Source organism: Legionella fallonii LLAP-10 (assembly GCF_000953135.1).
GTDB classification, from domain to species: Bacteria; Pseudomonadota; Gammaproteobacteria; order Legionellales; family Legionellaceae; genus Legionella; species Legionella fallonii.
The window spans coordinates 2,557,029-2,583,191 of record NZ_LN614827.1 but is presented as its reverse complement, the minus strand read 5'-3'; the positions used below and the strand labels follow the sequence as shown (position 1 = coordinate 2,583,191).

The following is a 26,163-nucleotide window of genomic DNA, read 5'->3' as shown; positions in this document are numbered from 1 at the left end:
GGCAACAAATTACCCAATGGTGCTACCTTAATAAAAGGAAGAAAAAATCGTAGCCCGTATTAGTGCAGCATAATACGGGAATACCCTAGCTCAGTGCACTGAAATCCCGGATTACGCTGCGCTCATCCAGGCTACAAAAACTTAAGGTAGCGCCATTGGGCAACAAATTACCCGACCATTATTATGTAAAGCCCTGTCATCCAGGGCGCAGCGAAGGATTTCCTGCAAAACGCATTGCGCCACATTCAGGTGAGCCTTCGTCGCAAGCTCTTCTGGATGACAGCATAACATTCAAGACAGTTGCTACAATGATTTTGTATGGAATTTACTTATTAGTAATAATCTTATCTTCAGCCCCTTTTTTCATCACAATGATGCTGATACGGCGATTTTCCGGATTATAGGGGTTATTTTTATCTAATAAAACGGTTGAAGAAAATCCAGAAACTGTCATTACCTTATTTTCATTCATACCCGATTTGACTAATGCGCGGCGTGCGGCGTTTGCTCTTTGAGCAGATAATTCCCAGTTGGTATATTCTAATTCATCGGGATTGTGGTAAGGGTTAGCGTCCGTATGTCCTTGAATGGTTATTTTATTTGGCACGGAATTAAGTAACTTAGCAATATTAGCCAATATGGGGAGGATTTCTGGATTGATTTTGTCTGAGCCGACATCAAACATGGGTTTTTTCTGGTTGTCTATTAATTGAATGCGCAATCCTTCGGAGGTTACATCCATAATGAGCTGATTTTTTAATCCAGCAAGAGAAGGATCACTCTCCATACTGATATTAATTTGTGACCTCAATTCTTCAAGTTTTTTAGTTTCTTGTTTATTGGCTTCTCCAGCTTCTGTATGTTCCGATACTTTTTGATCGTTGAAGGGCTTATTACTGGCATTAACTTGTCCATCAGTATCTTGTATATTAGGGCCTCCGCCTTTTATATTAATCTGTCTATCTCCCATGCTTTCTCCGCCAAAGACAGCAACTTTCAACGGCTGTTTGAAATAATTGGCAATCCCCGCTTTTTGCGCTTTATTTAAGGAGGCTATTAACCACATTAGTAAGAAAAATGCCATCATTGCGGTAACAAAGTCGGCATAAGCAATTTTCCAAGAGCCGCCATGATGTGCATGGCCTCCTTTTTTTATTTTCTTGATGATGGGGGTGGTGGATTCTTTTTTATCTTTCTTTTTTTTCTCGTCTAGGTCATCACCCATTGGATCACTAATGTCATTTATTTCACTCATGAATACACTCTAGCTTGCTGAAGGTTGAGATGCTGCTGCCGCAGATTTGGGATTTTTAATTTCGTCATTAAGTTGGGTAAACGAGGGTCTTTGCGAAGAAAATAATACTTTACGACCAAACTCAATGGCAATAATCGGGGGATTGTTGTGCAAGCTTGCTAATATAGTGACTTTAATACATTGAAGTAATAACTTGGTTTGTTCGGCTTTTTGTTCCATTGCCGTAGCGATTGGACCAACGAATCCATAACCAATTAAAATACCTAAAAATGTGCCAACTAAAGCATGGGCGATTAATACACCTAATTGGGATGGAGGAAGGTCAATTGATTCCATCGTGTGAACTACTCCAAGCACCGCGGCCACAATACCAAAAGCAGGCATCGCGTCAGCAATTTTAGTAATTGCATTGGCTGGTATCATTTCTTCTTCATGATGGGTGTCAATTTCCATATCCATGAGTGCTTCAAGCTGAAAGGGCTGCATGTTGGAGGTAATGATTAATCTTAAATAATCGCAAATAAACTCAATAAGATGATGTTTGGCCAATAAAGAGGGATAATTAGCGAAAATGGGACTTTTTTCTGGTTCATCTATATCGCTTTCAAGAGACATCAAACCCTGTTGTCTTGCTTTATTCAGTAAATTATAGAGCAGGCTGAGTAAATCAACAGAAGCCGCTTTACTTGCTTTTTGCCCACGAAAGACGGAGGGCAATGCCTTGAATACTGCTTTTATAGTTGAGGTGCTGTTGCCAACAAAAAAAGCGCCAAGAGCAGCGCCACCAATAATTAATAATTCTATAGGTTGAAATATTGCAGCAAGATGACCGCCGCCGAGGGCAAAACCACCGAACACACAAAGTAAAATTACAACATAGCCTATTATAATCAGCATAGTTATTTCGTCCTAAATCATAATCAAAAGTTATTTGCCTAAACAATCATCCTTTTAAGCCTTATTAGACTTCCTTTCTATTCAGGTGATTTTTTTCTGACATATCATATATAACAATTCCTTCAGTATATGGCACTGGTTGCAGCCAGGGAGACTGCTTAATTGCTTTGCGGCCAGAGCTATACCCATGTGCTATGCGCTCATTGACTGATTTTTGTGAAAACTCATAATCTTTTGAAGAGAGTTCTGTTTTGTCTTCCTCATATAAGAAGCGCACTAAAGATACGGTTGATTCACGACCTTTGGATAGACATAAATGTAACTCTGGATTTATCTCTTGATCTTCCGGAATGTATTTAGAGAGTATATGAATACTGTTTTTTAGCGCATGAATTTCTCGATATAACTCAATCAGCTTCGCCATGCGACTAGAAAATTCTATATCTTTTTTGCGTTGTAACACTTCATCGAGGGTTGTGGGATTTAAACCATAAGAATCAAATAAATGCACGGCAAAACACAGCAAATCCTTGGGACATCGATTTGATAAAACATAACTTGCCGGAGAGTTACTAGAAATTCCTCCATCCCAATACAATTGCCCTTCTACCTCAACCGCTGGAAATCCGGGAGGAAGAGCTCCACTTGCCATAATATGCTCTGGGCCAATTTTTTGATCGAACGAATCGAAATAACGCATTTGCCCAGAGGTGACTTCAACTGCGCCCACGCTAAGTCGCGTAGTGGAGTTAGAGTTGATTCTATCAAAATCAATAAAACGCTCTAAAGTACTACGTAGAGGGGAGGTATCATAATAACTTATTGAGTCGGCACTGTCATAACAACCAAACTCTGGGGGTGGAAAGCGTGGTTGAAAAAAACCAGGTTGGCCACGGATTAGAGTCACTTGTGAGGATACAAAATGCTCTAATTTACGTGATTGCCCATCGTTAAATGAAATGATGGGATCTAAATAGCTAGGGGTAGCTATGAGTTCCCAAAAAGCATGCATTTTTTCAACACGTGTTTTTTCAGGATTTCCGGCAGCGATGGCGGCATTAATTGCGCCAATGGAGGTCCCCACGAACCAATCTGGATAATAACCTGCCTCATCCAATGCACCGAGTACTCCAACTTGGTAAGCACCTAATGCTCCTCCTCCTTGGAAGGAGCAGGCGACTTTTTTATTCGTAAGCTCATTCTTCCTTTTGGGATTTTTCATGACTTACTCCATGAACCATCCATGGCTAACAATGAGAGATTGTCCCGTTAAGGCATTAGAGGCAAATGATGCGAAAAATAAAGCAGTTTGGGCTACATCATCGGTGGTAGTAAATTGACCATTAACGGTATCTTTAAGCATTACTTTTTTAATAACATCTTCTTCGCTAATACCAAGTTCTTGGGCTTGCTCTGGAATTTGTTTGTCTACTAATGGAGTGCGCACAAAGCCTGGACAGATCACATTCGCTCTAACGTTATGCGCTGCTCCTTCTTTGGCAACGACTTTGCATAATCCTATCAAACCATGTTTTGCTGTTACATAAGGGGCTTTGAGCAAAGACGCTTCTTTGGAGTGAACAGAGCCCATGTAAATGATACTCCCTCCATTACCTGAATACATGTGCTTCAAGGCTGCTTTAGTTGTTAAGAAGGCACCATCTAAATGAATGGCTAGCATTTTTTTCCAATCGGAGAAGGCTAATTTATCGATTGATTCTATGATTTGAATTCCCGCGTTACTGACTAGGACATCAACACTGCCGAATTGTTTGGCAACCGCATCGATTCCTTCATTAACCTGCTGTTCATCAGTGACGTTCATAGCAACTGCCATGGCTTGGCCACCTTGTGATTTAATTTCATCAACCACATGATTCGCTGAGTCCAGATTAAGATCGGCAATCGCTACTTTGGCTCCTTCTTTGGCATAGACCAATGCGATTTCTTTTCCTATTCCACTTGCTGCACCAGTTACTATGGCTACTTTATTTTTTAGTCGCATGATAACAATCCTTGTATTTTTCTATTTTCAACAGTATAGCAATGGATTAATTATATTGCTTTGAATTATTAATATTTTTTGGTGTTTGAGGTCATAATTTATTTCTTCCCAATCGTAGGTTGGATAACAAATTGCCTGACGTTTCGTGAAAATTGAAAGAGAATATAGCTATAGCAAGATTGAGCACATGAGAGTGATTTCTCCAATGGGTGTTCAGGGAGAATATTTTGTCAGGGAATTTGTTAGATAACTGAGGCGATGAACATCTCCGCAAAAGGTGGATCAAAACGAACAACCCCCAGTCGACTATACTGGGGGTTGTAATTATTTATAAAACATTTGGCTTTTAACGATTTTTTATCAATAACGATAATAGTTTCCATTATGATAATAACCATGACGGTAATAACGGCTATTATAATAAGCTCTTCTATCTTGGTCTTGTCCAATAGAATTACCTATCAAGCCACCAGCTCCAGCACCTATTACCGTACCTAATGCTGAGCCTCCTGAAACAGCATAGCCTAATCCGGCTCCTGCCGCAGCACCAGTCGTGGTTCCTACTTCAGTATTTGTACAACCAATAAGTCCGCTGGTTGATACCCCCAAACAAAATACCGTAGCTATTATTTTTTTCATGTTCGACTTCCTTCTTTAATTGTCATCGTACACTTGAATAATAGTACAAAAAAAATAATATGTGACATTTAAATGATCATGTTTTTGGAAATAGAGTAACGTTTAAGGAGAAAATATTATGCAGAACGCGATTTTAAAAATTTACTCTGACCCCCTTTTTCCAGTAGTATTAAAGATAAGAATAAAACAGGACTTATGAACAATGGCGCTAGGTAGCTTTTAACGAAAGACAGCGTATTTGGGGTAAGCCTTATAAAAATAGAGGGTAACATGTTTAAGGGAAGTATGGTCGCGTTAGTGACACCTATGAAGGATGATAAAGTCGATGTTCATCGCTTGCGTGAATTGGTTGAATTTCACATAGAAATGGGCACTCATGGGCTAGTTGCTGCAGGCACCACTGGTGAAGCGGGTACTTTATCATACGATGAGAAACTTTTGGTAATAAAAACAGTTGTAGAACAATCAAAAGAGCGAGTTCCTGTAATAGCAGGTACTGCAATGAATGCAACTAAGGATTGCATTGCTTTGACGCAACACGCTATGGAGCATGGCGCTCATGCCGTTTTAATTATGACTCCCGCATACATTAAGCCGACGCAAGAAGGTTTATATTTACATTACAGTCAGATTGCACGCTCAGTGCCTATCCCTATAATTTTATATAATGTTCCTTCACGAACAGCATGTGATATGCAACCTGAAACTGTGGCACGATTAGCAAAAATATCTAATATCGTAGGGATCAAAGAAGCAACTGGGCAAATGACTCGTTTGCAGCAGATTTTGCGTCTTGCTGAAGGAGCTATCGACGTATTCAGTGGTGATGATTTAACTAGCGCACAATGGATGCTTGCTGGGGCAAAAGGTGTTATTTCGGTAACGGCCAACGTTGCTCCCAAGTTAATGGCAAAAATGTGTGATTTGGCCTTAGATGAAGAGCATGGTGCTTGCGTACGTTTACAGGATCAGTTAATACCTTTACATGAGCTGTTGTTTGTCGAGGCCAATCCTATTCCTGTGAAGTGGGCTATGTACAAAATGGGTTTAATAGGCGAAGAAATTAGACTGCCTTTAACTACTTTATCTGAAACACATCATCAGTCTTTAGAAAATGTACTTAAGAGTTTAGAGTTGATTTAATTGGGGAATGTTGTGAAAAAATTGGGTTTTGTTGTTCTTGCTACACTGGCTTTATCGGCTTGTTCTTCTCGTTACTCCAGTAATGGTGAGAATCTTTATTTACAAAGTCGTAATGGAGTACAAATTGAAGTGCCACCTCCATTGACGAGTGCCAATATAAGTCATTTTTATGACCTACCTCCTCAAAACCAAAATCCGCAGGTGAGTATTGCCCCGCCTGTGGACGTAATTACTACATAAGAGGTTATCATGACACCATCAGAATCAGGTGAGTTGCTAATTATTCAGGAGTTGTCCAAGCGCATCGTGGAGGCGCAACGCAAAATCAGGATTCTTGATAGTATTAAATGGGATCACTCAATAAGAGAAGATTTTTTTAAAAATAAAGGAAAAAAACTTCCGAATGTTGATAAGGCTTACTATGACAAAAAACCTTTGCCTTTTGACGTTCATGAAAAACATGAAGAGTTTCGTATTATTTTGCGTGATGCTCAAAATCAGTTAGGGCAGTACTCCTCTGTGACACGCTTAATTAGACGCCAATGTGAAGAATACAGTCGTGCTGCGCAGATGTTGGCGGCACGTGGTACGCCTGCGTTTGGTGAGTTGGCTATGGAGTTGTATGGCAGCCCTAATGACGTGTTTTACGCAGGTGGCCCACGCATGAGTCAAATGGGGACGCTTTTATTTGATGTATTAACCGATTTGAGTGTGCAATTAAAATCAGGCGCTGATGAAAAACGCCATACCCCACAACAAGCACAAGAGATTTTGCAGACACGATTAGGCAGCTTTTTCGATAAGCATCCCGGTAAAGTAACAGTGATGATTAGTGATGGTATGGTCGCCGATGCTTCAGCCGGAGCGGACAGCATTAAGCTCAGTCAGAATGCGATGTTTAGCGACAGAGATTTACGTTACCTAGAAGTTCATGAAGGTTGGGTGCATGTTGGAACCACTCTGAATGGAGCGATGCAGCCTAATTGCTTTTTTCTTTCCAAAGGATCACCTTCGAGCAGCGTCATCCAGGAAGGTTTAGCAGTTATTACTGAAGTGGTTACTTTTTCCTCCTATCCAGGACGAATGTTAAAAATTACCAATAGAGTCATTGCCTTGGATAAAGTGACGCAAGGCGCTGATTTTCTTGATATTTATAAATATTTTATGGAATGTGGTTTGAGTGAAGAGGACAGCTATAATCAAACGGTAAGAGTATTTAGAGGCAGTACCCCAACGGGTAGTCCTTTTACTAAGGATTTATCTTACGCCAAAGGTTTTGTCATGATATACAATTACATTCGCTTTGCCATTGGTCAAAAGCGAGTGAGTTCTATTCCTCTCTTATTCAGTGGGAAATTAGTATTGGATGATTTACCTCTATTAGGCGAGCTACTTGAGCGCGGCATATTAACTAACCCGGTTTATTTACCCCCACCATTCCAGGATTTATCGGCTTTAAGTGCTTGGATGAGTTTTTCGCTTTATCTAAACCAATTTGATTTAAATGAAATTCAGAAGAATTTTCGCTTTTTGTTGATTTAGCGGAGTATAGATCCCCGTACATGCGGGGATCGTCCCCATAATTGTGTTGGAACTCTTATCAGATTAATGTGTTTGCATCTCGCCTAAATGGAACGGGTAGTCGTGGCGGCAGCGAGCATAGGATGCGCCGATCTTACCGGGATTGGCGTAATAGGCATAATGAGTCGCATTATAAGCGCAGCAGGGTACCGAACTGACAAAACATCCTCTTTTAGCATTCCACACATACCCCACCTCGGAGAGGGCTAATGTTCTACCGTCAAAGCATACATAATGTGGTACTGAGGGGTGAGGACCTAAGATACATCCCTGAGCATAGATATAATTTGCTATAATTAATCCAATTAGAGTTATTATTATTCTCATTTTTTGACCCTAAACTTGCTATACTTTTATTATTAAAAATAGCCTTTTTTTTTGCCTATTCAAGGTACCGCTATATAAATAGTAGCAAAATTTAAGGATAAATTAAGAAATAAGGCTTAAAATAAAAGTATAAAATATTGGCGGAGTGTTGCTATGCCTAGGAATAAACAATTTTTAGATGCAGTTCAAAATATCATTACACAGATTTCGGAGATGAGGGATGATGACCCCCTACGTGCTGTAGCTGTAAAAGAACGTGATAGAGCGTTAGATGCTGTATTGCGAGTTGGTGCTCAGGATGTAGGCGCGTTTAGAGCAGCCATTCGTGGTCATGAAGGCTTTTGGAGAAAGGATCCTGCTCTAGATGAGATTGAGGATATGAGCGAAGATGACTTTATAGTAGATCGTTCTGAAGAGGAAGACTCTGAGGAAGAAACTACTTTTGAGATGATACATCAAGAAGTCGCGAAACAACGCGTTATGCTGGGATTACAAGGCGCGGAGGAAGATGTTTTAATTGCTATATTAAAAAATAACTCTGATGAATGCCGGGCCTACCTTGCGCAAAAAGGTACCTTTGGTCCTTTAGCAAGGGCTTCTGGTTGGCAAAGTGACACTGTTGCTCCAGTTAATGGGATCCCTAAAAAAATAAATAAATCGACAAATATTTTACCTGATGAGAATGTTGCTGAGATTCAAGCCGCAGCAGCACGATTATTGTTAATAAAAAGAATAGAGAAATCTAATGATGCTGCTTTATTAGAGGCGTTGAAAAATTCTTCGACTACGACTAGTACCGAGTTTGCTGATGCTGCACGTGATCTTGGTTTTCCAGATGATCCACAGTCACTTACTGCATTATCTACATATTTTAACACATATGCAGAGGATGATCTTGATGCTCCAATCGATGAGCGCATTAATAAAGTACAGCATGATGATGCTAGAACAAAATATAAGGAAATGGTTAATGGGTGGAGTGACGAAAAGGTATTAGCTCAAAAAAGTTCTCTAGAGCAATCTGATGAGGATTTTAAGGAGGAGCTTAACGGGAATTCAGATCTTGACGGCTATTTTGATGACGTAGAGGATGTTCAGTGGGCTAAAGGCATTGCAGGCCAACGTTTTTTACAGGCTTATTTACCGGCTAATTGCGATTCAACTGAATTATTGACGATAATTAATGCCGATGGCGTTGAGGATACGGTTGATGCAGTAAAAACATTGCTACCTGATGGCGATCAAAACTATATTGAGCAAGCAATAAAAGAAGAATCTTTGGCTGCCATTAAAGCTTCCATGGTGCAAGGAGTTATCCAGCAAAATGCAGATGCTGCTAAAATTAAGGCGTTAATTGATGCAAAAAATCTAGATACATTCAAAAAAGCGCTTAGAGGTGTAGGAGTGACTCAGGTTGACTGGCTTACCGATGAAGCGCAGATGCTTGAAATGCAAAAAACAGCCCGTACTCATAAGTTTGAATTAGCGATTGGTGCAATATCAACATTAGACTCGGGTGTTCATTCCAAACTGGTAGAGGCATTTAATACCCTCGAACCAGAAAAGCAAGATGAAATACTGGCAAATAACAATAATGAGATACGACATCTTGTCAATGCTCAGGATACAGTTTCACTCAAACATTATTTTGGAGATGTGAAGGGAGATGACAATAATAGGAAGTTGAATGGTTTACTGATAGACGCTGTCAATGAAAATAAAAGAAACGCGTTCTTTAAAGGCATTCATAATGCGGAAGTAGCCAAAATATTGCAGGATATTAATCCACCAATTCAATTAGATGCAACTAAAGTAGCTGCTATTAATACTGCTTTGAAAACTCATGGAGTTCCCCTCACTAATTTTGATACTCCGGCTACCTATAAAGCTTTAGTCGATAAAATTCATAACGACTGTGTTGGTGGGGCACCTAATGATGAGTTTTATAATCAATTTGGGTTAGATGATACGGGCGCAGCTTTTCAACCAGCCCCTCCTCCTCCCAATTCAGCTGTTACAGCAATTAAGACACAAGAGAGTCATAATAAGCATTTAATCGCTCGCTATAATGATCCCACTACAGGCGCAGGTCAGAAAGCACTCTTAGACGTATTGCTTAGCGCACCGAAAAGCAAAGAGTTTGCAGCGGCGCAAATAGATGAACTTAAAGAAGCCTTTGGCCGATCTTCTAACTTAGCAGGTTTTTTAGAAGCAGTTGCTCAAAAAAAATCTGATGATAAGGTCTTTGTCAACGGATTAACAAATCAATTAACTAGTACAAAATATAATGTAATCAGAGTTGCAGTTAGAAAAGCCAATCTTACGACTGGCTCCTTAGTTGATGCTAATTCATCTATAGACAAATTAAATGAAGAGTTAGAGACTATTCAAGAGCATCAAAAAAATTTAGATAACAAAGAAAAGGACCATCGAGCGCTACTCGATGTTCAGCCCATCCATTTATTTAATCCTTCATTCAGGGAAAAGGCCAGGCAAGAAGCCGGAGAGATGAAACCTAAATACCAGGAAATGGCTAAAGACTGCGCACTTATCCTGGATGAACTTCGACGCGATAAATTATTACTAAAAAGTCATTTGGAGAGTTTGCCAACAGGATCTCCCCCCCATGCTAACCCAGATGTCGCAGCGAAAATTACAAAATTACGTAATAATGTTAATACAGAACTAGAGAAGGTGGATGAAAGACTTACCTTTTATACCCAAGTGCAAGAAAAGTTGATTGGTAAAAATGGTATCTTAAAAGCGATTGATAGGGCTGTTGATGCAAAAGAAAGTTATTATTATGACTCCTCAGAAATCACAAGACATCGACGTCCAATTAATCAGCCACGTCCCTTACCTACTGGCCCAGTACCCCATAATAACAACCCTACTACTTCGAGAACATCGACGGGGAAAGCACTTAATTTTTTATTAGATGATAAATTAGAACCTGATGAAGCTATGGATCATGATGTGACCCATGAAACCATAATCGCTGATCCCAGAGCTCCTGGTGGAAGTCGTAAGATTGTGAGTTTTGGACGTTACTCAGAATCACATCCTGATACAGAACCCGGTATTGTTAACAGCAATAAAGATGGCAGTATTACACGAAGGCACCCATCAAAGTTTGTGGTAGAAGCATTTCCACAGAAACAACCCGGCCTATCAGATAAGGACCTTGAGCAAGCTAGGGTAAAATTTTCTATGAATATGGCCAACTCCATTTTAGCAAACATGGATGGTCCTCCCTCTAAGGAAAACAAGATTTATTTATCAGGGGATAATGCGGAAGAGTTGCGTTATTTATGGACTGCATTAGTTACTATTGGAGAAAAAGATCCCAATATGAAATTTGATCGCGACTGCATTGAAGTAGATTCTCCTGTATTTAATCCTGAATCAGAGAGAGATAGTACTTTTGGAATCAGTTATTATGCCAAAGACTCTCTTTATAAAACAGTTTTTAAAGAAAACGAGACTCTTGTTAATAACAAGATAGGACACATAGAGGTCCTGAGTCAGGAAAAATTGGGACATAAAAAAGAAGCCTCAGAGATAGCTGAAAAATCAATGAAATCAATGAAATCTACAGTTCAAGATTGGAAACATCAGCCAGAGACTCTTAAAACAGAAGGAGCGGCTGCTGAGGTAGAGGTTACTCCTCCCTCACCAAGTGTCCGTTTATCATCAACATAATAAGGAGAATTGAATTGAATTCCAGGCAATTGGCTATTGGTGTATTTGATTCAGGAATGGGGGGATTAACTGTACTAAGAGCCTTAAGGGCCCATTTGCCACAAGAATCTTTTGTTTACTTGGGGGACACCGCTCGTCTTCCCTATGGTACTAAGAGTCCTGATACGGTAAAGCAATATGCTATGCAAATGGCGAGGCTCTTAGTGGAGCGTCGTATTAAGGCTTTGGTGATTGCTTGTAATACAGCGACTACCGCTGCCCTGCCACATTTACAAAGTATGTTACCTGAAATTCCTGTCCTTGGGGTAGTTGCTCCGGGTGCTTCGGCAGCAGTTGCGGCAACTAAAAATCAGCGCATCGCTGTTTTAGCTACAGAAACTACTATTGCTTCCCAAGCATATCAGGAGTTAATCGCGCAAAAACTCCCTCAAGCGGTCATTTCTAGCCGTGCTTGTAGCGTTTTAGTCGCTTTAGCGGAAGAGGGGATGGTGGATAATGCTGTGGCGCGTGAGGCATTAAAGCATTACTTAACTGACTTTAGTGGTGAAGATGCAGTTTTGCTGGGCTGTACCCATTTCCCTGTATTTAAACCATTGCTTGCTAGTATATTGCCAGAAGGTGTAGCCATTGTTGATTCAGCTCAAGCTACTGCACTATCACTACATTCTTTATTAGAAGAACAAAATTTACTTAATGATGACTTAGGTATTGCCATTAAAGTAAATTATTTGGTCACTGATTCGGTGAAAAGATTTCAGGCTGTAGGCAAGATCTTTTTGGGGGAAGAGTTAACGATTGATGATATAGAATTGGTTGATGCAATAAATTAATGGTTTATAACAAGCCTTTAGAGGTGGCATTAGCTCAGCAATAGCTTTGCTATCACAAATCCGTCATTATATACAGACCATATAGCCTTGATACAGCGATAGCGTAATCAAGGTTTTCATTCTAATAATGAGTAGAAAACACCAATTGAAATCGTAAAATAATAAACTTTGATTATGCTATCGCTGTATCAAGGCTACGCTTTTTATTCGATAAATAGCGAATAATTCAAAAAATTACACGGATAGATTCTCTTTCATTACTTTTTGACTAAAAAAAAAACTAAAAGATATTGAGTAATTAATTTTGATCTTTTATTATGCTGCGCCTGTCCTTGTTAAAAGATAGCGTATATTAGATAGTTCATAATAAAAAGGGGGGCATGTGATACCTAAAAATGACAGTCAATCGGCCGAAAAAATACTTCCCATAAGAGTTTCAAAAGAAGCAATCTGTAAAATTAATGACTTATTACAAGAGCCTCTCAAAATTGGTGGCGTAAGTCATTCTCTTAATGAATGGATAGGTAACAGCATTGTTGAACATTCCAATAATACAGTAGCTATTGCACAATACGCGGGTTTTCAGGGGGCGGTTATTTCCTCAGGAATAGAAGAGGTATTATTTTTTTTAGAAAATCTTTGTGGTTATTTAAAGTTCTTAAATACTCATTTTCAATACATAGAACAAATAGAGGAATTAGAGAGTCTAGAATTAAGCGCTTATAATGACATGGGTTTTTTTGTGAGGAGTTATTCACAAGATGAACTTCATGCGGAACAAGCTCTATATCAAGCCTGCCATATTCTTGATGTGATTTGGAAAGAATGCATTCAGCCGCAAGGCAGTTTTTATGTCAATATCCCAGTATCCAGCATTTCTGGAGGACCTACAGGCTTTCCACAAACGGCTACTGAGAGTAAGAAACTCATAGAAAAAATCGCCAAGTCCTTAGAAATGATTGCAATGCAAAAGGCGATGAAATTTTTGGACAAAAAAGAACCAATCAAGGAATCTGCATGCACAGGCAAAATGGAGTCCATGAATATTCGCAGACATTTCAAAGGATTAATGATTACTACTATCAATGATGTGAATCTGGTCCTCGTCAGAGTGCTACCCTATGTCACCAGTATTGAAGGGATTCAACAAGCAGGACGAGCAGCCGCTGTTTTTGAAAGTACTATGAAAAAATGGGCCAACCAGTCCTCTCCACCTCCGGCCTGGAATCAAAGTCAGAAAAAACTAGTCAAAAATATCAAAGCGGTAGGGAGAATTTTAGATGCGTGGTTTGAAGTGAATACTCAACAAGATTCTTCTTCCATCGAGCGGATTGCTCCTTTATTATCACCGCGTAATCCTAAGAGATCAACTGAATCAATGGAGTCGCAACAAACGGCAACAGCATCATTGATAGCAGAGGCCTCTCGTCCTCATTCTAAATCAATTTTTTCTTGGCTGCCTTGGAACAAATCAACTAAGACTAGTTCCTTTAGTCTTCCAAATGATTTTATCGAATGGGATGACGTAAAAAAATTAAAATCGGTAAAACCTCCATTGGCTGAAGACGAGTTAAATATCTATTTTCATATTGTTGACTACATCCGGTCTTTGAAAGGGAAACGGTGGAAGACGTTACAATCTAAGATCAATAACTGTTTGTCTGAAGTGGAGGAACAACAACCTCTATTGGAAATACGATTAGTTCAGCAATAATGAATAATAACAATTATTACTACAAGGCGATCCTTCTTCGCAAGTTTCTGCGTGGCAGCGATGTTATTAATTTAACGTCAGTTTCTGATAAGAGTTATAGCCTGGGTGCAGCGTTAGCGTAACCCAGGAACGGTGTGGCACCAAAAATCAGGATAAACGCCGCATTAGAACTTCTTTATATACCTGATAAGATGCAATAAAGTCAATCCTGATCCTGGGTTACGCTAACGCTGCGCCCAGGCTACATTGTCCCGTGATTTTATCTGAAACTGAGGTTAATTTAATGGCAGCTTTTTGCTAAAACAATACACAATAATTATTGACTATCACTTGTTGTGTCTCTTCTTTTTCTTCTTGACAGGATAGCCTAACTTCATAAGACAAATCAGTCTCTTCCGAGAGAGTCTCTTGATAAATTAAGAGGGAGTCTTGTAGTAGACCATTTGCTAGCCCACTTAGTTTATTTTTTTCATTATACTGTGTTGCCACCGTATTTAAGAGTGCAAGGCACTGCTGATGATTGGTGTTAATGGGGTTCTGAGCTAGGAACGACCCTGAGGGTAAACTTTCTTTAGGTAGTTGGGGTGTTTCTTTTAAACTAGCAATAAAATCTAACACTTCAAGAAATTCTTCTTCAGCACTCAGATGGGCGATTAAGCTGAATATTCTGCAATGCAGTTGAAATTTTGAGGTATTTATTATTTTATTGAGAAGAACTATTAAAGGTAGTAAAGGAAGGGGAAATTGTTGCTTTTCTAATAATTCAGTTAAAGTTTTTTTAGCTGCAGGATATTTATTTACCGCCTCTTGTAATTGTTTTTGCCATTTCGATAGCTGGTCATGTAGATTAATAGGGCCATAAACAACAGGGGAACTTGATGAGGGCTCATCAGACTTTAATGGTGGATGACGTTGGATTGCTTGCAGTAGCTCTTCAAGAGATGTTGCTGTAGAAAGCCCAGTGATTAGTGGCCTTACTATTCCTTTCACTGAGTATTCGCTACTCCTTTCCATGAATCTGGTTAACCATGAAATATATTGGGTATTTAAAGAATTTTTACTCATACATCTTTCCTTACAACTTTGACCATTAGAGTTCTTGCGAAACTCAACTGCTTTTTCCTTCTCACAATGCGCCTCAGCAGGAGTCTATTCTTCCTTAGCGGGGCGACTCATTAAAATGCTAACAGCCTGTTTGGCATTTATTTTATTTTCTAAAAGGGCATTGATCTGTTCACATATAGGCATTTCTATTTGATGACCTCGGGCTATAGTACAAATTTGTGCTGCATTATGTTTCCCTTCGACAACTTGCCCGATTTGTTTTTCAGCTTTATCAATAGAGATATTATGTCCCAAAAGCAACCCAAATCGACGATTACGAGATTGATCATCCGTGCAAGTAAGTACTAAATCCCCTACACCAGCTAGTCCTAAAAAGGTATCTTGCTTAGCACCTAAGCTAAGCCCTAAACGACTCATTTCGGCCAAGCCCCGAGTAATTAAGGCTGCTTTCGCATTAGAGCCATAACCTAAACCATCACTAATGCCACAGGCTATTGCTAAAACATTTTTCACTGCGCCACATAATTGTACACCAATTAAGTCTTCGCTTGAATAGACACGAACATTATCGTGGTGCACTAAATGGTGAATGCTTTTTTGATAGGCCAAATTATTGCTTGCTAAAGTTAGAGCTGTAGGTAAAAAGCGTGCCACTTCTTTAGCAAAAGAAGGACCTGATAATACCCCTATTGGATAATCTTCACCGAAGTGCTGAAACACGAGCTCGCTTAATAATTGATGGCTCACCGGATCCACACCTTTAGTAAGCCAGGTTAATCCTTGAGGTGGTTTTTTAATTTTGCTGATGAGTTCCATAAATGCATGGGAAGGAACAGCAATGAACACATAATCAGCCTCTCTAAGGCATTGCTCTAAATCTGCCACAGGAAAGAGGCTTGTAGGAAAAGAAATATCAGGAAGATAATTTAAATTACTGCCTTCCTTCGCCATAAGGGCAACGTGCTGTGGGTTATGTGCCCACAGCAAAACACGATGCCCTACTTTTGATAAATGTATTGCAACGGCGGTGCCCCATGAACCGGCACCCAACATAGCAATAGTATATTTATTCATTTCTAATGAGAGGCTTCTTCTGTAACTCCAGCACCAGATTTTTGTCTTTCTTCCAATTGTTGCATGTATAATGCATCAAAATTGATAGGAGCGAGAACGAGTTGGGGGAAGCTACCACGGATTACTTGAGAGGTAATTGCTTCACGAGCATAAGGGAAGAGAATGCTGGGGCAGAAGCTATTGAGCAAGTGATCGAGTTGGTTATCTGGAGCACCTTGGATGGTGAAAATACCTGCTTGTTTTACTTCAACCAAGAATGCAGTTGTTTTTTGATTGGCGACTGTAGCAGTTACTGTTAATACTACTTCAAAAACACCATTTTCAAGTTGGGTACTAGTGGTATTTAAATCCAAATTCAGTTCTGGTTCCCATTGTTGTTGAAATACTGCCGGTGTATTGGGTGTTTCATAAGATAAATCTTTGACATAGATACGTTGAATCATGAATTGAGCTTCGTTATTGCCTTGGTCTGTATTAGATTGTGCAGTCATGATATTCCTATCCTTTTAACAGTTGGTTTAATTTTCCCTGGGCTTCCAGGGCATATAAGTCATCGCAGCCACCAATAGCTTGGCCATTAATGAAAATTTGGGGTACGGTACGCCTACCACTTTTTGCAATCATTTCGTCACGTAATTCAGGTTGTAAATCAACGCGAATCTCAGTAAAAGGTACATTTTTTTTATTTAATAACTCTTTTGCTCTGGAGCAATAAGGACAATAACCTGTACTGTACATAATCACTTGGGGCATGGTATTAACCTTTACCTTTAACTAAAGGAAGCTCAGCATTTTGCCATGCAGCAATACCACCACCTAATACTAATGGTTGGTAGCCTTGGGTACGGATTTTGGCAGCCGCAGCCGGAGATTGCAAGCCGCGCGCGCAAACTAAAATTATATTTTTATTTTTGTATTTATTCATTTTCGGCTGCGCGAAATCTTCAACAGTTGCATTAACTGAGTCGATAATATGTCCTGCTTTATAGGATTCTTTATCGCGTAAATCAACAATGATCGCCTCATCATTATTGAGCATAGCCACAGCTGCTTGAGGGGATAATTCTTTTGCTTTCTTTTTTTGTGAAATTAATTCATTAATAAAAGTTAACGTTAAAATAATGATAAAGGCTAGCCAAAGTAGCCAGTGATTCATAATAAATTGACCTAAATGTTCCATAATGCACTCTAGAAATGGGAATAATGGGACGAATTATCCTTAGAATAAGGAGTTAACGCAAGTAATGCCGTTATTCTTCTCTATTTCTTTTTAATAAAACATAGACCGCTCCATGTCCTCCATCTCTAGCTTGAGCACTGTGAAAAGCTAAAACTTCGTCGAATTGCGGTAACCAGCGATTCACTAGATTTTTGATTACTGGCGGAGCTCCTTCATGTCCGCCTTTGCCATGAATAATAAGTAAGCAGCGTTTGCCATTATTTACTTGTGCTTGAATGAAATGCCGTAGGGAGTCACGGGCTGTTTCCGTTCTTAGTCCATGTAAATCAAGGCGGGCTTCCCATGGAATTTGGCCATTCTTTAATGCTTTAAATCTTTTGGTTGTAAGGCTGGGACGGCAATAGGATAGAAGGGTATTAGACAGTACTGTTTCGCTAATGAAATCAGACAAATAATATTCTTTCTCATGCTCCGTTTTTTTATGGGGTAATGACGGAGTCCTTATTTTTTTCGGCACTTCTGGTGGCGTTGTTTGAGTATCAACCCGAGGCGTTTGTTTACTTAATGGCTTTACTGAACGCATATGAGCACGAAACAGAGCTTTGTCCTCGTCAGACAGGAAATCATCAGCCATTTTTTACTGCAATTAAATCATTATACTTAAAGTATAACTTAGGTTGCGCATCGTTGCTATTTATCAGGGCTTATGCAAAGGAGGAAATCTTTTCTAACATAGAGTACAATTTGTGCTTGCTTGGATGAATGATGAATACGCCCCAAAAAAAAGGCAACTGGAGTATTAATGACTTATTATCTAATTAAAGAAACGGAAGAACTGGTTACTATTCTTGATTTTTTACGTTTTAGCCTGACTTGTGCTATCAAAGCACAATTGTATTACGGTCATGGAACGGACAATGCATGGGATGATATGCGTTCGTTGATTTTAAGAAGTCTGGCCTTACCTTATGATGTTGATCCCGACTTATTAAATGGAAGATTGACAACCAGCGAAAAAAAGCACTTATGCCAGCAATTGGAAAAACGAATTAATCAACGTGTTCCCGTTCCTTATTTAATTAAAGAAGCTTATTTTTGTGATTTACCTTTTTATGTTGATGAGCGTGTACTTATTCCTCGTTCGCCTATCGCTGAACTGATTCATAATCAATTCGCTCCTTGGATAGACGCAGATAACATTCATCATGTTCTGGATCTATGTACTGGAAGCGGGTGCATTGCTATTGCATGTTGTTATGCCTTTCCTGATGCTCAAGTTGATGCGGTTGATATTTCCTCCGAGGCTCTTGCTGTAGCCGCAATTAATAGAGAACAATTAGGCGTAGAAGAGCAGTTAACTTTAATTGAATCGGATTGTTTTAATAATGTTCCTCCTACGAAGTACGATCTTATAGTGAGCAATCCTCCCTATGTGGGTAAGGTTGAGATGCAGACTTTGCCTGATGAGTTTCGTCATGAGCCTGTTTTAGCATTGGAAGCAACCAATAATGGTTTAGCTATTGTTGATAAAATTCTCAAAAATGCACATGCTTATTTAAGTGATCATGGAATTTTAGTAGTTGAGGTAGGTAACAGTGAAGAGGCCTTATGCGAGGCTTATCCCTCAGTACCTTTTACTTGGCTTGAGATGAGCCATGGTGGTCAGGGAGTATTTTTACTAACTAAACAACAATTGGAAGAGTATTTTTAATAATGTCAGGAAACACAATTGGAACATTATTTTCTGTAACCACTTTTGGTGAGAGTCACGGACCTGCACTAGGTTGTATTGTTGATGGTTGTCCGCCTGGCTTGGCCTTGCATGAAGAGGACATTCAACCTTTTTTGGACAAGCGTAAACCAGGGCAATCAAAATATACCACTCAACGACGAGAAGAGGATAAAGTGCAAATTCTCTCCGGTATTTTTGAGGGAAAGACAACAGGAGCCCCTATTGCTTTATTGATTCACAATACGGATCAACGTTCGCGTGATTATGAGGAAATTAAAGATTTATTTCGTCCCGGACATGCGGATTATACCTATCATCATAAATACAAACATAGGGATTATCGTGGTGGAGGGCGTTCATCAGCTCGAGAAACAGCGGCTCGAGTTGCTGCTGGAGCCATTGCGCGTTTGTATTTGCAGCGGGTTGTAAATATTGAAATAGTAGGCTATTTGCAGCAGATGGGCGATTTTCAGGTGCATTTTGAAGAGGAAAAGGAAATTGATAATAACCCTTTCTTTTGTCCAAATAGCAAACAAATTGAAGAGCTAGCTAATTATATAGATCAACTAAGACGACAGGGCGATTCAGTTGGTGCCCGAGTGAAAGTTGTCGCTAAAGGAGTTCCTGTCGGACTAGGGGATCCAGTTTTTGATAAATTGGATGCGACTTTAGCCTTTGCCATGATGTCTATTAATGCAGTTAAAGGGGTGGAAATAGGCGCTGGCTTTGCGGCAGTATCCCAATTGGGAAGTGAGCATAGGGATCAAATGTCGCGACAAGGATTTCTGAGTAATAATGCTGGGGGTATTTTAGGAGGGATTTCTACAGGGCAAAATATAGAAGTCAGTATCGCCTTAAAGCCCACGTCGAGTATTATTACGCCGGGTAAAACTATTAATACCGCAGGAGAAGAAGTGACTGTGGTGACTAAAGGACGACATGATCCTTGTGTAGGAATCAGAGCAGTGCCTATAGCAGAAGCGATGATGGCTTTGGTGTTGATGGATCATTATTTGAGGGACAAGGCTCAATGCCGCTAGGTGTTATTGATAATTCTACTATTCTGAGCTGAAATAGCGAATTCTCAACAACCCCTAGCCCACATTAGACCTCTTTATTGTGAAAGAGGTTTATTACGAAACGACGACGAAATGAAGAGGTTATAATAATGAGCAGACGATTAAATGTAGCCATAGTAGGTGCAACAGGAGCTGTTGGGGAAACGTTTTTAACAGTATTGGAAGAAAGAGATTTTCCAGTAGATACATTATATCCATTGGCTAGTTCTCGCTCAGTAGGGAAAACGGTGACCTTTAGAAACCAAGTGCTGGATGTTTTGGATTTGGCCGAATTCGATTTCAGCAAAGCAGATATCGCATTATTTTCAGCAGGAGGCTCTGTTTCTAAAGAGTATGCCCCTAAGGCAGTTGCTGAGGGATGTATCGTTATTGATAATACCTCCTGTTTTCGCTATGAGGACGATATTCCTTTAGTAGTTCCAGAGGTAAATCCTCATCGAATTGCTGAATATACTAAAAGAGGGATCATTGCTAATCCTAATTGTTCCACTATTCAGATGGTCGTTGCGCTAAAGCCTTTATATGACGCGGCAGGTATTGCTCGAATTAACGTTGCTACTTATCAATCGGTCTCGGGCACAGGGAAAAAGGCGATTAGTGAACTGATTACTCAGGTGAGTGATTTATTAAATGGTCGGCCTGCAACAGTGGATGTGTATCCGAAGCAAATTGCGTTTAATGCTATTCCTCATATCGATCAGTTTGAAGAAAATGGCTATACTCGTGAAGAAATGAAAATGGTTTGGGAAACACACAAAATCATGGAAGATGACAATATTTCTGTTAATCCTACCGCAGTCCGGGTTCCTGTTATTTATGGTCATTCTGAAGCCATTCATGTTGAACTGAAAAGGCCAATGACTGCATCCGAAGCACGTACCATTTTGTCCAAAGCTCCTGGTGTTAAGGTGGTGGATAATACGGTGAAATTAGATTACCCGACGGCTATAGGGAATGCTATAGGGCGCGATGAGGTCTTTGTTGGTCGCATTAGACAAGATATTTCTCATCCTTGCGGATTAAATTTATGGGTTGTTGCAGACAATATTCGTAAAGGTGCGGCAACGAACGCCGTACAAATCGCTGAAATTTTGCAAAGAGATTTTTTGTGATTAGGTAACAGAGTCATCATATGTAGGTTAAGCTCATGACCCAACATTAGGACCAGCCCATAGCCGTTAAGCCAAGGAAGAAATGAAGTACATTCCCCCTCTCCCTCGGTGGAGAGGGAGTAAGAGTCAGAATAATATTCAGATGGCACGAAAAGTTCCCTCGTCCGCGCGAGGAATTTTGATTAGAACTAAATACTCAATTGATGGAGAGGGAGTAAGAGTCAGAATAATATTCAGATGGCACGAAAAGTTCCCTCGTCCGCGCGAGAAATTTTGATTAGAACTAAATACTCAATTGATGGAGAGGGAATAAGAGTCAGTATAATATTCAGATGGCACGAAAAGTCCCCTCGCCCGCGTGAGAAATTTTGATTGGAACTAAATACTCAATCGCGGGAGAGGGTTAGGGAGAGGGCCTTAGAATGATGTTTCGGCTATGGCCAAAGCCCGATGAGTATTTCTTTTGCTGTATCTGGGCTATGTCCGCAGCCGTCGCATAGAGCGAATATCAATTGGCCCAAGTGTTTTTTGCATCCATGACTAATGATAGAAACATGTTCAAATTGTTCATCTCATCTTTTAGGTATATACTCAATAATGAAAATAACAAAAATACAATCAGCTCAATTGTTGAGTATTACGGTGATCTGTATTTAGAAAAAATATTCTAGTTTTTTTAACCTAAGTTATACTTTAAAGATAACTGTTACATTGTGGAAAAAATGGCTACAAATTATTCTTTGTCGGATTTTATTAGCGATCCGGTTACTTCAGATGCTGTTTTGTCGTACTCCAAATCACGAGTACCGACCAAAAGCGTGCACGCGCTTAAAAATGGACAAATTGCATGGGATGCAATGCTTGATTTAAAGGGGTTGAAAACAGAAGCAGCTCGTGAAGCTCTAATACAATTTATCTCAAGTCAGGCACAAATTTATGAGCGATGTGTATTGATTATTCATGGGAAAGATAGTCGTCACGGCGTGCCCCCTTTAATAAAAAACCTGGTAAATCAATGGCTACCTCAATTGGATGAGGTATTAGCTTTTTATAGTGCTCAAGTCAAAGATGGTGGTTTAGAAGCTGTTTATGTACTACTGAAAAAAGCATCTCGCACGGATTTACCTACTCGTTTACCTACGAAAGGGCGCGAAAGTTCTTTCTTGGTTGCAGAAACCCGATCTATGGAAAGAAAAAGACGGCTTGCAGAACAACAAGGGGAGCGACAATTAGCTCCAGTTAAAGCACGTGAGCATTCAGATGAGGAGCCCAAAGCAGGTCCTGAGGGAGAATTGCAAAATAGTATTTTGCAACATCCTGCATTAGATAGTCAGCGCTTTGATGGAATTGATCCGAATTTAAATCCTGAACCCCCATTAAATACCAAAGCACGGCGTGAGTTTGATAACGAGAAAAGAGAGCAAGAAAAGGAAAAACAATTACGTCTAGGAAATATGCCTCGATTTACTTCCACACCAACCCCTCGGGGGCCCTAAATGACTATCGCTAATGACATTATCAGCCATAGAATGCCTGAGTTTGAGGCCTATCTGCGCGAAGGAAATTCTTTAGATGATATTGATGAATATGGTTTTACTCCTTTAATTGAATGCGCCATTACTCGCCAAGTCAAAATTGCTGAACAATTAATTCATCGTCAAGTTGATGTCAATAAGCCTGATGTTACAGGGCGAACTCCCTTGCATTGGGCCGTAGATAACAATGATTTGGAAATGACTCGTTTGTTATTAACCAATGGAGCTGATGCGAATGCGTATACACGAAATGGACTGTCTGTATTAGTTTATCCCGTGTTACGTGGCCAAGATCCTCTAAAGCATTTGCTCTATCAGTTTGGAGCTAAACTGGATTTTGCTCAAGATTTTATAAACGCCAAGCTTTTGGGACATCGTTTTGAATTGCAAGGTGATGTCGATATTGTAAATGCTAAAGGCGAATTTATTGAGTTAGATTATGAAGGGTTTATTTTAGAGTTTACTGTTGCTGTGGTGAAGGATTCTTTACGCCGGTTTATTAGTAGCTATTCTACCCGCCATTTACGAGATCTTTTTCCCTTGATCCATACTATTATGGATGCGTTTGCAGATGCAGATGAGCTGTTACAATACCAACATCAGCCTAGGCTGAATGACAGTCAACTTCATCGCATAAAAGAATTACTAAATGCGCCTATGCTTATTTTGCCTGTAGCCAGTCGCGGGCATGCTTTTTGTTTTATTCGTTTTCATCAGTGGTGGGCGAAAATTGATCGAGGTGAGAATAGTCTTAAAGAAGGGAGCGCCAATATTTATAGGATTACCAGACCTGAAGCACTGACAGTAAGATTTATTCAAGAATCTTTGTATAAAAAACAAAGTAGACGTTATTTTCATCAAGCAATTAACCAGCAATTAGGTTTAGTGCCTGTAGCTCAATTACCTATTAAGTCACAAATTAGTGGCAACTGTTCTTGGGCTAACGTGCAAGCAGTGGTTCCAGTGGCTTATGCCATGCAGGAGCTGATCAATGCTGATAATTTTAATTCAGATATGGCGATGTATCTTTATGATGAGTGGATTGAATGGGATAAAGATAGGGCTCTTGATGAATGTATTCAACGCTTTTATCAGTCTAATCCTCAACGACAGGCAAGTATTGTCGCCATGCTAGGGGCGGTCTTATTTCAGGCTTGTGATCATGGAATCGCCCATCACTTGGATAGGGCTGAGAAAATACTGAAGATTATGACTCTACCTGATTATTATTATGTCTTAAAAAGTTATCTAGATGAATACTGTATTAAGCGATTAACTCGTAAGGGAAATAATTTACTCAAATTGCTTGATGATTGTGGTGTTAATCCTAATATAGGGGTTAATCCCATAGCTACAGGATTATCTGACTTATCTGATTCTTAAGCCAACCTATGATTACCTCAAAATCCTTAAGCTGACATTAGACTTCTTTCGAAAGAACTCTATTCAGTCCTTATCAGGGGGCGAGGCTATTTGGCGCATCATACTCATAATGTTGACCGATGCACTCACTACTAGCATCTATGTTGAATTCTCATTAGCTTACTCTAGAAAGCTCATTTTTTATTTTATTAAATTGATCCCACTCAAAATCTATATAATCTTTAATGATTTTTTTTATTCCTTCTTGAGCTCCCTCTATTGTGGGAAATTCAGTTGTAAAATTAATCTTGGGATTGTTATTTTTTTTATTTTTTACACATTGTGCATAGCCATAAGCTCTATATAAATTGATATCCCTTTTTTCATGTTTTATATCGTACTGAATTTTAAATTCCCTATACGTATATTCTATCATCTGGCTCCTGCTCCTTAAATTTAGATAGTTATCTGTAAATTATAGACCATTTTATTTTTATTGCCGTTTTCCTACCACTGGATGTGTTGCTTTGAATAGAATAAACATCCTTATATTTATATTCCTGTTTAATTGGATGCACAAGGACATTTGCTTTGACAGTCATTAAACGTATTATTAATTTCTTGGCATGCTTTAGGAAATTTATCTAAGGTGTTTCCTATATAAGGCATGCAAAGGCCAGCCTGATGTTCATACGCTCTAGTACATTGATGAGAGCAGCTAGTGCACGCATTTTCCACTGTTGGTGAAGGGGATTGGACCGCAAAAAGTGCGCTGGAAAATAAAAATAATAAAATAACTCGTTTCATCTAATCTCCTTCATGATTTAAGCATACCCAGGGAACGAACTCGTATAATACAAGAATCTAGCCTCAATCTCGGATTGCGACGGCTACACATCCTTAAGTTGACGCCATTATACGAACGATTACATTGGTTATGTACATTATAGACGCAAGCATTCATATGACATTGATTAATGTCAGTATAAAGTAAACAGCTTTCTAAATGCTACTAGGGAGGAAAATTGCTTCATCTATTAGGAACTGTTCTATAATCAAGATAAATAGTTCACGATGCAGGTTAAAAACATGAAAAATATCTGCCTCATCATTTTATTATGCTGTTTTTGTATTTCCGCTCAAGCCAAAATCAAAATTGGAACACCAAAGTATGCTCCTCCTTATTCTATTAATGATCCTAAACAAGGAGTTTCGGGTTTTGATATAGATTATATGAAAAAGGCTTGTCAACGCTTGAGTTGGGATTGTGAATTTATCCCTATGAAATATATCGAATTAACTGATGCATTAAAGGAAAATAAAATTGATTTAGCCATTGGTGCTATGGTGATTACCCAAAATCAGCAAAATAGTATTATTTTTAGTCTTCCTTATCTAACAAGTGATGCGGGTTTTCTCGTGAGCAAGAACTCTTCTATTGATAATGTGAGCGCATTACAAGGTAAAAAAGTAGGGGCTCTTCATGGCAAAGCATACATCGATTATCTAAGCGAACGCTTTAATCAGCAAATAAGCATTGTGCCTTATGAGGTATTTACTTCTATAGCCATGGACCTAAACGAGGGCAAAATAGATGCCATTTTTATGAATTATTTAAGTGCTCTCTATTTAAAGCAACAGTTCTCGGATAGGGTGAGAGTATTAAGTGAGCATTTTCAGGTGGGTGATGGTATAGGGATTGCCGCTATGCCAGCGAATAAAGACAAAATTGATCAGATTAACAAGGCAATACTCCAGTTTCAGACGGATGGAACTTTTACTAATTTATATAACTATTATTTTCAATTTATTATAAATTAACGTTCAGGCTCTTTGGTCTATAGCCGTCGGGACATTGCCATTAGGTTAAGGAAAAATGTCATCCCGAGCATAGCGAGGGATCTCCTGAATAGCGGGGGGCTCCTTCGTCG

Annotated in this window: 26 protein-coding genes; 12 read left to right on the top strand and 14 right to left on the bottom strand. The window is 39.4% G+C overall.

Translation table 11 applies throughout. The annotated features are described in order from the left end of the window. Positions 1–325: 325 nt before the first annotated feature. The 5 genes from motB to LFA_RS10500 all read right to left on the bottom strand — a co-directional run bounded on the left by motB (position 326) and on the right by LFA_RS10500 (position 4,796). Positions 326–1,255, bottom strand: coding sequence for a flagellar motor protein MotB (motB, locus tag LFA_RS10520; RefSeq protein ID WP_084602161.1), 930 nt, complete (start codon positions 1,253–1,255; stop codon positions 326–328). A gap of 9 nt (positions 1,256–1,264) precedes the next feature. After that, a complete protein-coding gene (gene motA / locus LFA_RS10515; RefSeq protein ID WP_045096152.1) occupies positions 1,265–2,152 on the bottom strand; it encodes a flagellar motor stator protein MotA in 888 nt (295 codons plus the stop codon). Positions 2,153–2,216: 64 nt separating this feature from the next. Next, positions 2,217–3,374: a patatin-like phospholipase family protein gene (locus LFA_RS10510; protein ID WP_045096151.1), complete on the bottom strand. Its 1,158-nt coding sequence runs from the start codon at positions 3,372–3,374 to the stop codon at positions 2,217–2,219. Between the two features lie 3 nt (positions 3,375–3,377). After that, the gene (locus LFA_RS10505) at positions 3,378–4,157 is read right to left on the bottom strand and encodes a 3-hydroxybutyrate dehydrogenase (protein WP_045096150.1); all 780 of its coding nucleotides are present in this window, start codon (positions 4,155–4,157) and stop codon (positions 3,378–3,380) included. Between the two features lie 360 nt (positions 4,158–4,517). Then, entirely contained in the window at positions 4,518–4,796 is a 279-nt protein-coding gene (locus LFA_RS10500; protein ID WP_045096149.1) for a glycine zipper domain-containing protein, read from the bottom strand. A 270-nt stretch (positions 4,797–5,066) separates the two neighbouring features. Here LFA_RS10500 and dapA point away from each other — a divergent pair, with 270 nt between their 5' ends. Genes dapA through LFA_RS10485 form a run of 3 tightly spaced genes read left to right on the top strand, consistent with a single transcriptional unit; the run spans position 5,067 to position 7,481 of the window. Then, positions 5,067–5,939 carry a 4-hydroxy-tetrahydrodipicolinate synthase gene (dapA, locus tag LFA_RS10495; protein WP_045096148.1) on the top strand — a complete coding sequence of 291 codons (873 nt, stop codon included), beginning with the start codon at positions 5,067–5,069 and terminating at the stop codon, positions 5,937–5,939. A gap of 12 nt (positions 5,940–5,951) precedes the next feature. Next, positions 5,952–6,179 carry a hypothetical protein gene (locus LFA_RS10490; protein WP_045096147.1) on the top strand — a complete coding sequence of 76 codons (228 nt, stop codon included), beginning with the start codon at positions 5,952–5,954 and terminating at the stop codon, positions 6,177–6,179. A gap of 9 nt (positions 6,180–6,188) precedes the next feature. Further along, positions 6,189–7,481, top strand: coding sequence for a flavohemoglobin expression-modulating QEGLA motif protein (locus LFA_RS10485; RefSeq protein WP_045096146.1), 1,293 nt, complete (start codon positions 6,189–6,191; stop codon positions 7,479–7,481). Between the two features lie 63 nt (positions 7,482–7,544). On the opposite strand, the gene LFA_RS19485 is transcribed toward LFA_RS10485, so the two are convergent. Then, entirely contained in the window at positions 7,545–7,847 is a 303-nt protein-coding gene (locus LFA_RS19485) for a hypothetical protein (RefSeq protein WP_084602160.1), read from the bottom strand. Positions 7,848–8,000: 153 nt separating this feature from the next. On the opposite strand from LFA_RS19485, the gene LFA_RS10480 reads away from it, so the two are divergent. The 3 genes from LFA_RS10480 (at position 8,001) to LFA_RS10470 (ending at position 14,093) form a co-directional block, all read left to right on the top strand. Continuing rightward, entirely contained in the window at positions 8,001–11,549 is a 3,549-nt protein-coding gene (locus LFA_RS10480; RefSeq protein ID WP_045096145.1) for a hypothetical protein, read from the top strand. Positions 11,550–11,563: 14 nt separating this feature from the next. Then, positions 11,564–12,379 carry a glutamate racemase gene (gene murI, locus LFA_RS10475; RefSeq protein WP_045096144.1) on the top strand — a complete coding sequence of 272 codons (816 nt, stop codon included), beginning with the start codon at positions 11,564–11,566 and terminating at the stop codon, positions 12,377–12,379. Between the two features lie 382 nt (positions 12,380–12,761). After that, positions 12,762–14,093 carry a hypothetical protein gene (locus LFA_RS10470; protein ID WP_045096143.1) on the top strand — a complete coding sequence of 444 codons (1,332 nt, stop codon included), beginning with the start codon at positions 12,762–12,764 and terminating at the stop codon, positions 14,091–14,093. A 297-nt stretch (positions 14,094–14,390) separates the two neighbouring features. On the opposite strand, the gene LFA_RS10465 is transcribed toward LFA_RS10470, so the two are convergent. The 6 genes from LFA_RS10465 to LFA_RS10440 all read right to left on the bottom strand — a co-directional run bounded on the left by LFA_RS10465 (position 14,391) and on the right by LFA_RS10440 (position 18,046). Next, complete coding sequence (locus LFA_RS10465) at positions 14,391–15,158, bottom strand: hypothetical protein (RefSeq protein WP_045096142.1); 768 nt, start codon at positions 15,156–15,158, stop codon at positions 14,391–14,393. Between the two features lie 84 nt (positions 15,159–15,242). Beyond that, positions 15,243–16,232, bottom strand: coding sequence for an NAD(P)H-dependent glycerol-3-phosphate dehydrogenase (locus LFA_RS10460; protein ID WP_045096141.1), 990 nt, complete (start codon positions 16,230–16,232; stop codon positions 15,243–15,245). Between the two features lie 2 nt (positions 16,233–16,234). Further along, complete coding sequence (gene secB, locus LFA_RS10455; protein ID WP_045096140.1) at positions 16,235–16,723, bottom strand: protein-export chaperone SecB; 489 nt, start codon at positions 16,721–16,723, stop codon at positions 16,235–16,237. A gap of 7 nt (positions 16,724–16,730) precedes the next feature. Further along, positions 16,731–16,985 (bottom strand): glutaredoxin 3, encoded by a 255-nt coding sequence (gene grxC / locus LFA_RS10450; protein WP_045096139.1) that lies wholly within the window; start codon positions 16,983–16,985, stop codon positions 16,731–16,733. 4 nt (positions 16,986–16,989) lie between these two features. After that, positions 16,990–17,412 (bottom strand): rhodanese-like domain-containing protein, encoded by a 423-nt coding sequence (locus LFA_RS10445; protein ID WP_045096138.1) that lies wholly within the window; start codon positions 17,410–17,412, stop codon positions 16,990–16,992. A gap of 70 nt (positions 17,413–17,482) precedes the next feature. Further along, complete coding sequence (locus tag LFA_RS10440) at positions 17,483–18,046, bottom strand: Smr/MutS family protein (RefSeq protein WP_045096137.1); 564 nt, start codon at positions 18,044–18,046, stop codon at positions 17,483–17,485. A gap of 168 nt (positions 18,047–18,214) precedes the next feature. Between LFA_RS10440 and prmB the strand changes: the two genes are divergently transcribed. The 5 genes from prmB (at position 18,215) to ankH (ending at position 24,253) form a co-directional block, all read left to right on the top strand. Then, a complete protein-coding gene (gene prmB / locus LFA_RS10435) occupies positions 18,215–19,123 on the top strand; it encodes a 50S ribosomal protein L3 N(5)-glutamine methyltransferase (RefSeq protein ID WP_045096136.1) in 909 nt (302 codons plus the stop codon). A 2-nt stretch (positions 19,124–19,125) separates the two neighbouring features. Continuing rightward, positions 19,126–20,184 carry a chorismate synthase gene (gene aroC / locus LFA_RS10430; RefSeq protein WP_045096135.1) on the top strand — a complete coding sequence of 353 codons (1,059 nt, stop codon included), beginning with the start codon at positions 19,126–19,128 and terminating at the stop codon, positions 20,182–20,184. 128 nt (positions 20,185–20,312) lie between these two features. After that, positions 20,313–21,335 carry an aspartate-semialdehyde dehydrogenase gene (locus tag LFA_RS10425; protein WP_045096134.1) on the top strand — a complete coding sequence of 341 codons (1,023 nt, stop codon included), beginning with the start codon at positions 20,313–20,315 and terminating at the stop codon, positions 21,333–21,335. A gap of 722 nt (positions 21,336–22,057) precedes the next feature. Then, positions 22,058–22,831, top strand: a complete 774-nt coding sequence (locus LFA_RS10415) for a Smr/MutS family protein (RefSeq protein WP_045096132.1) — start codon at positions 22,058–22,060, stop codon at positions 22,829–22,831. Continuing rightward, a complete protein-coding gene (gene ankH / locus LFA_RS10410; RefSeq protein ID WP_045096131.1) occupies positions 22,832–24,253 on the top strand; it encodes a Dot/Icm T4SS effector AnkH/LegA3 in 1,422 nt (473 codons plus the stop codon). A 154-nt stretch (positions 24,254–24,407) separates the two neighbouring features. Here the strand turns inward: ankH and LFA_RS10405 are convergent, their stop codons facing one another. After that, positions 24,408–24,668, bottom strand: coding sequence for a hypothetical protein (locus tag LFA_RS10405; protein ID WP_045096130.1), 261 nt, complete (start codon positions 24,666–24,668; stop codon positions 24,408–24,410). 128 nt (positions 24,669–24,796) lie between these two features. Further along, the gene (locus tag LFA_RS10400) at positions 24,797–25,039 is read right to left on the bottom strand and encodes a hypothetical protein (protein ID WP_045096129.1); all 243 of its coding nucleotides are present in this window, start codon (positions 25,037–25,039) and stop codon (positions 24,797–24,799) included. 282 nt (positions 25,040–25,321) lie between these two features. Between LFA_RS10400 and LFA_RS10395 the strand changes: the two genes are divergently transcribed. After that, positions 25,322–26,053 (top strand): transporter substrate-binding domain-containing protein, encoded by a 732-nt coding sequence (locus LFA_RS10395; protein WP_045097544.1) that lies wholly within the window; start codon positions 25,322–25,324, stop codon positions 26,051–26,053. Positions 26,054–26,163 lie beyond the last annotated feature (110 nt).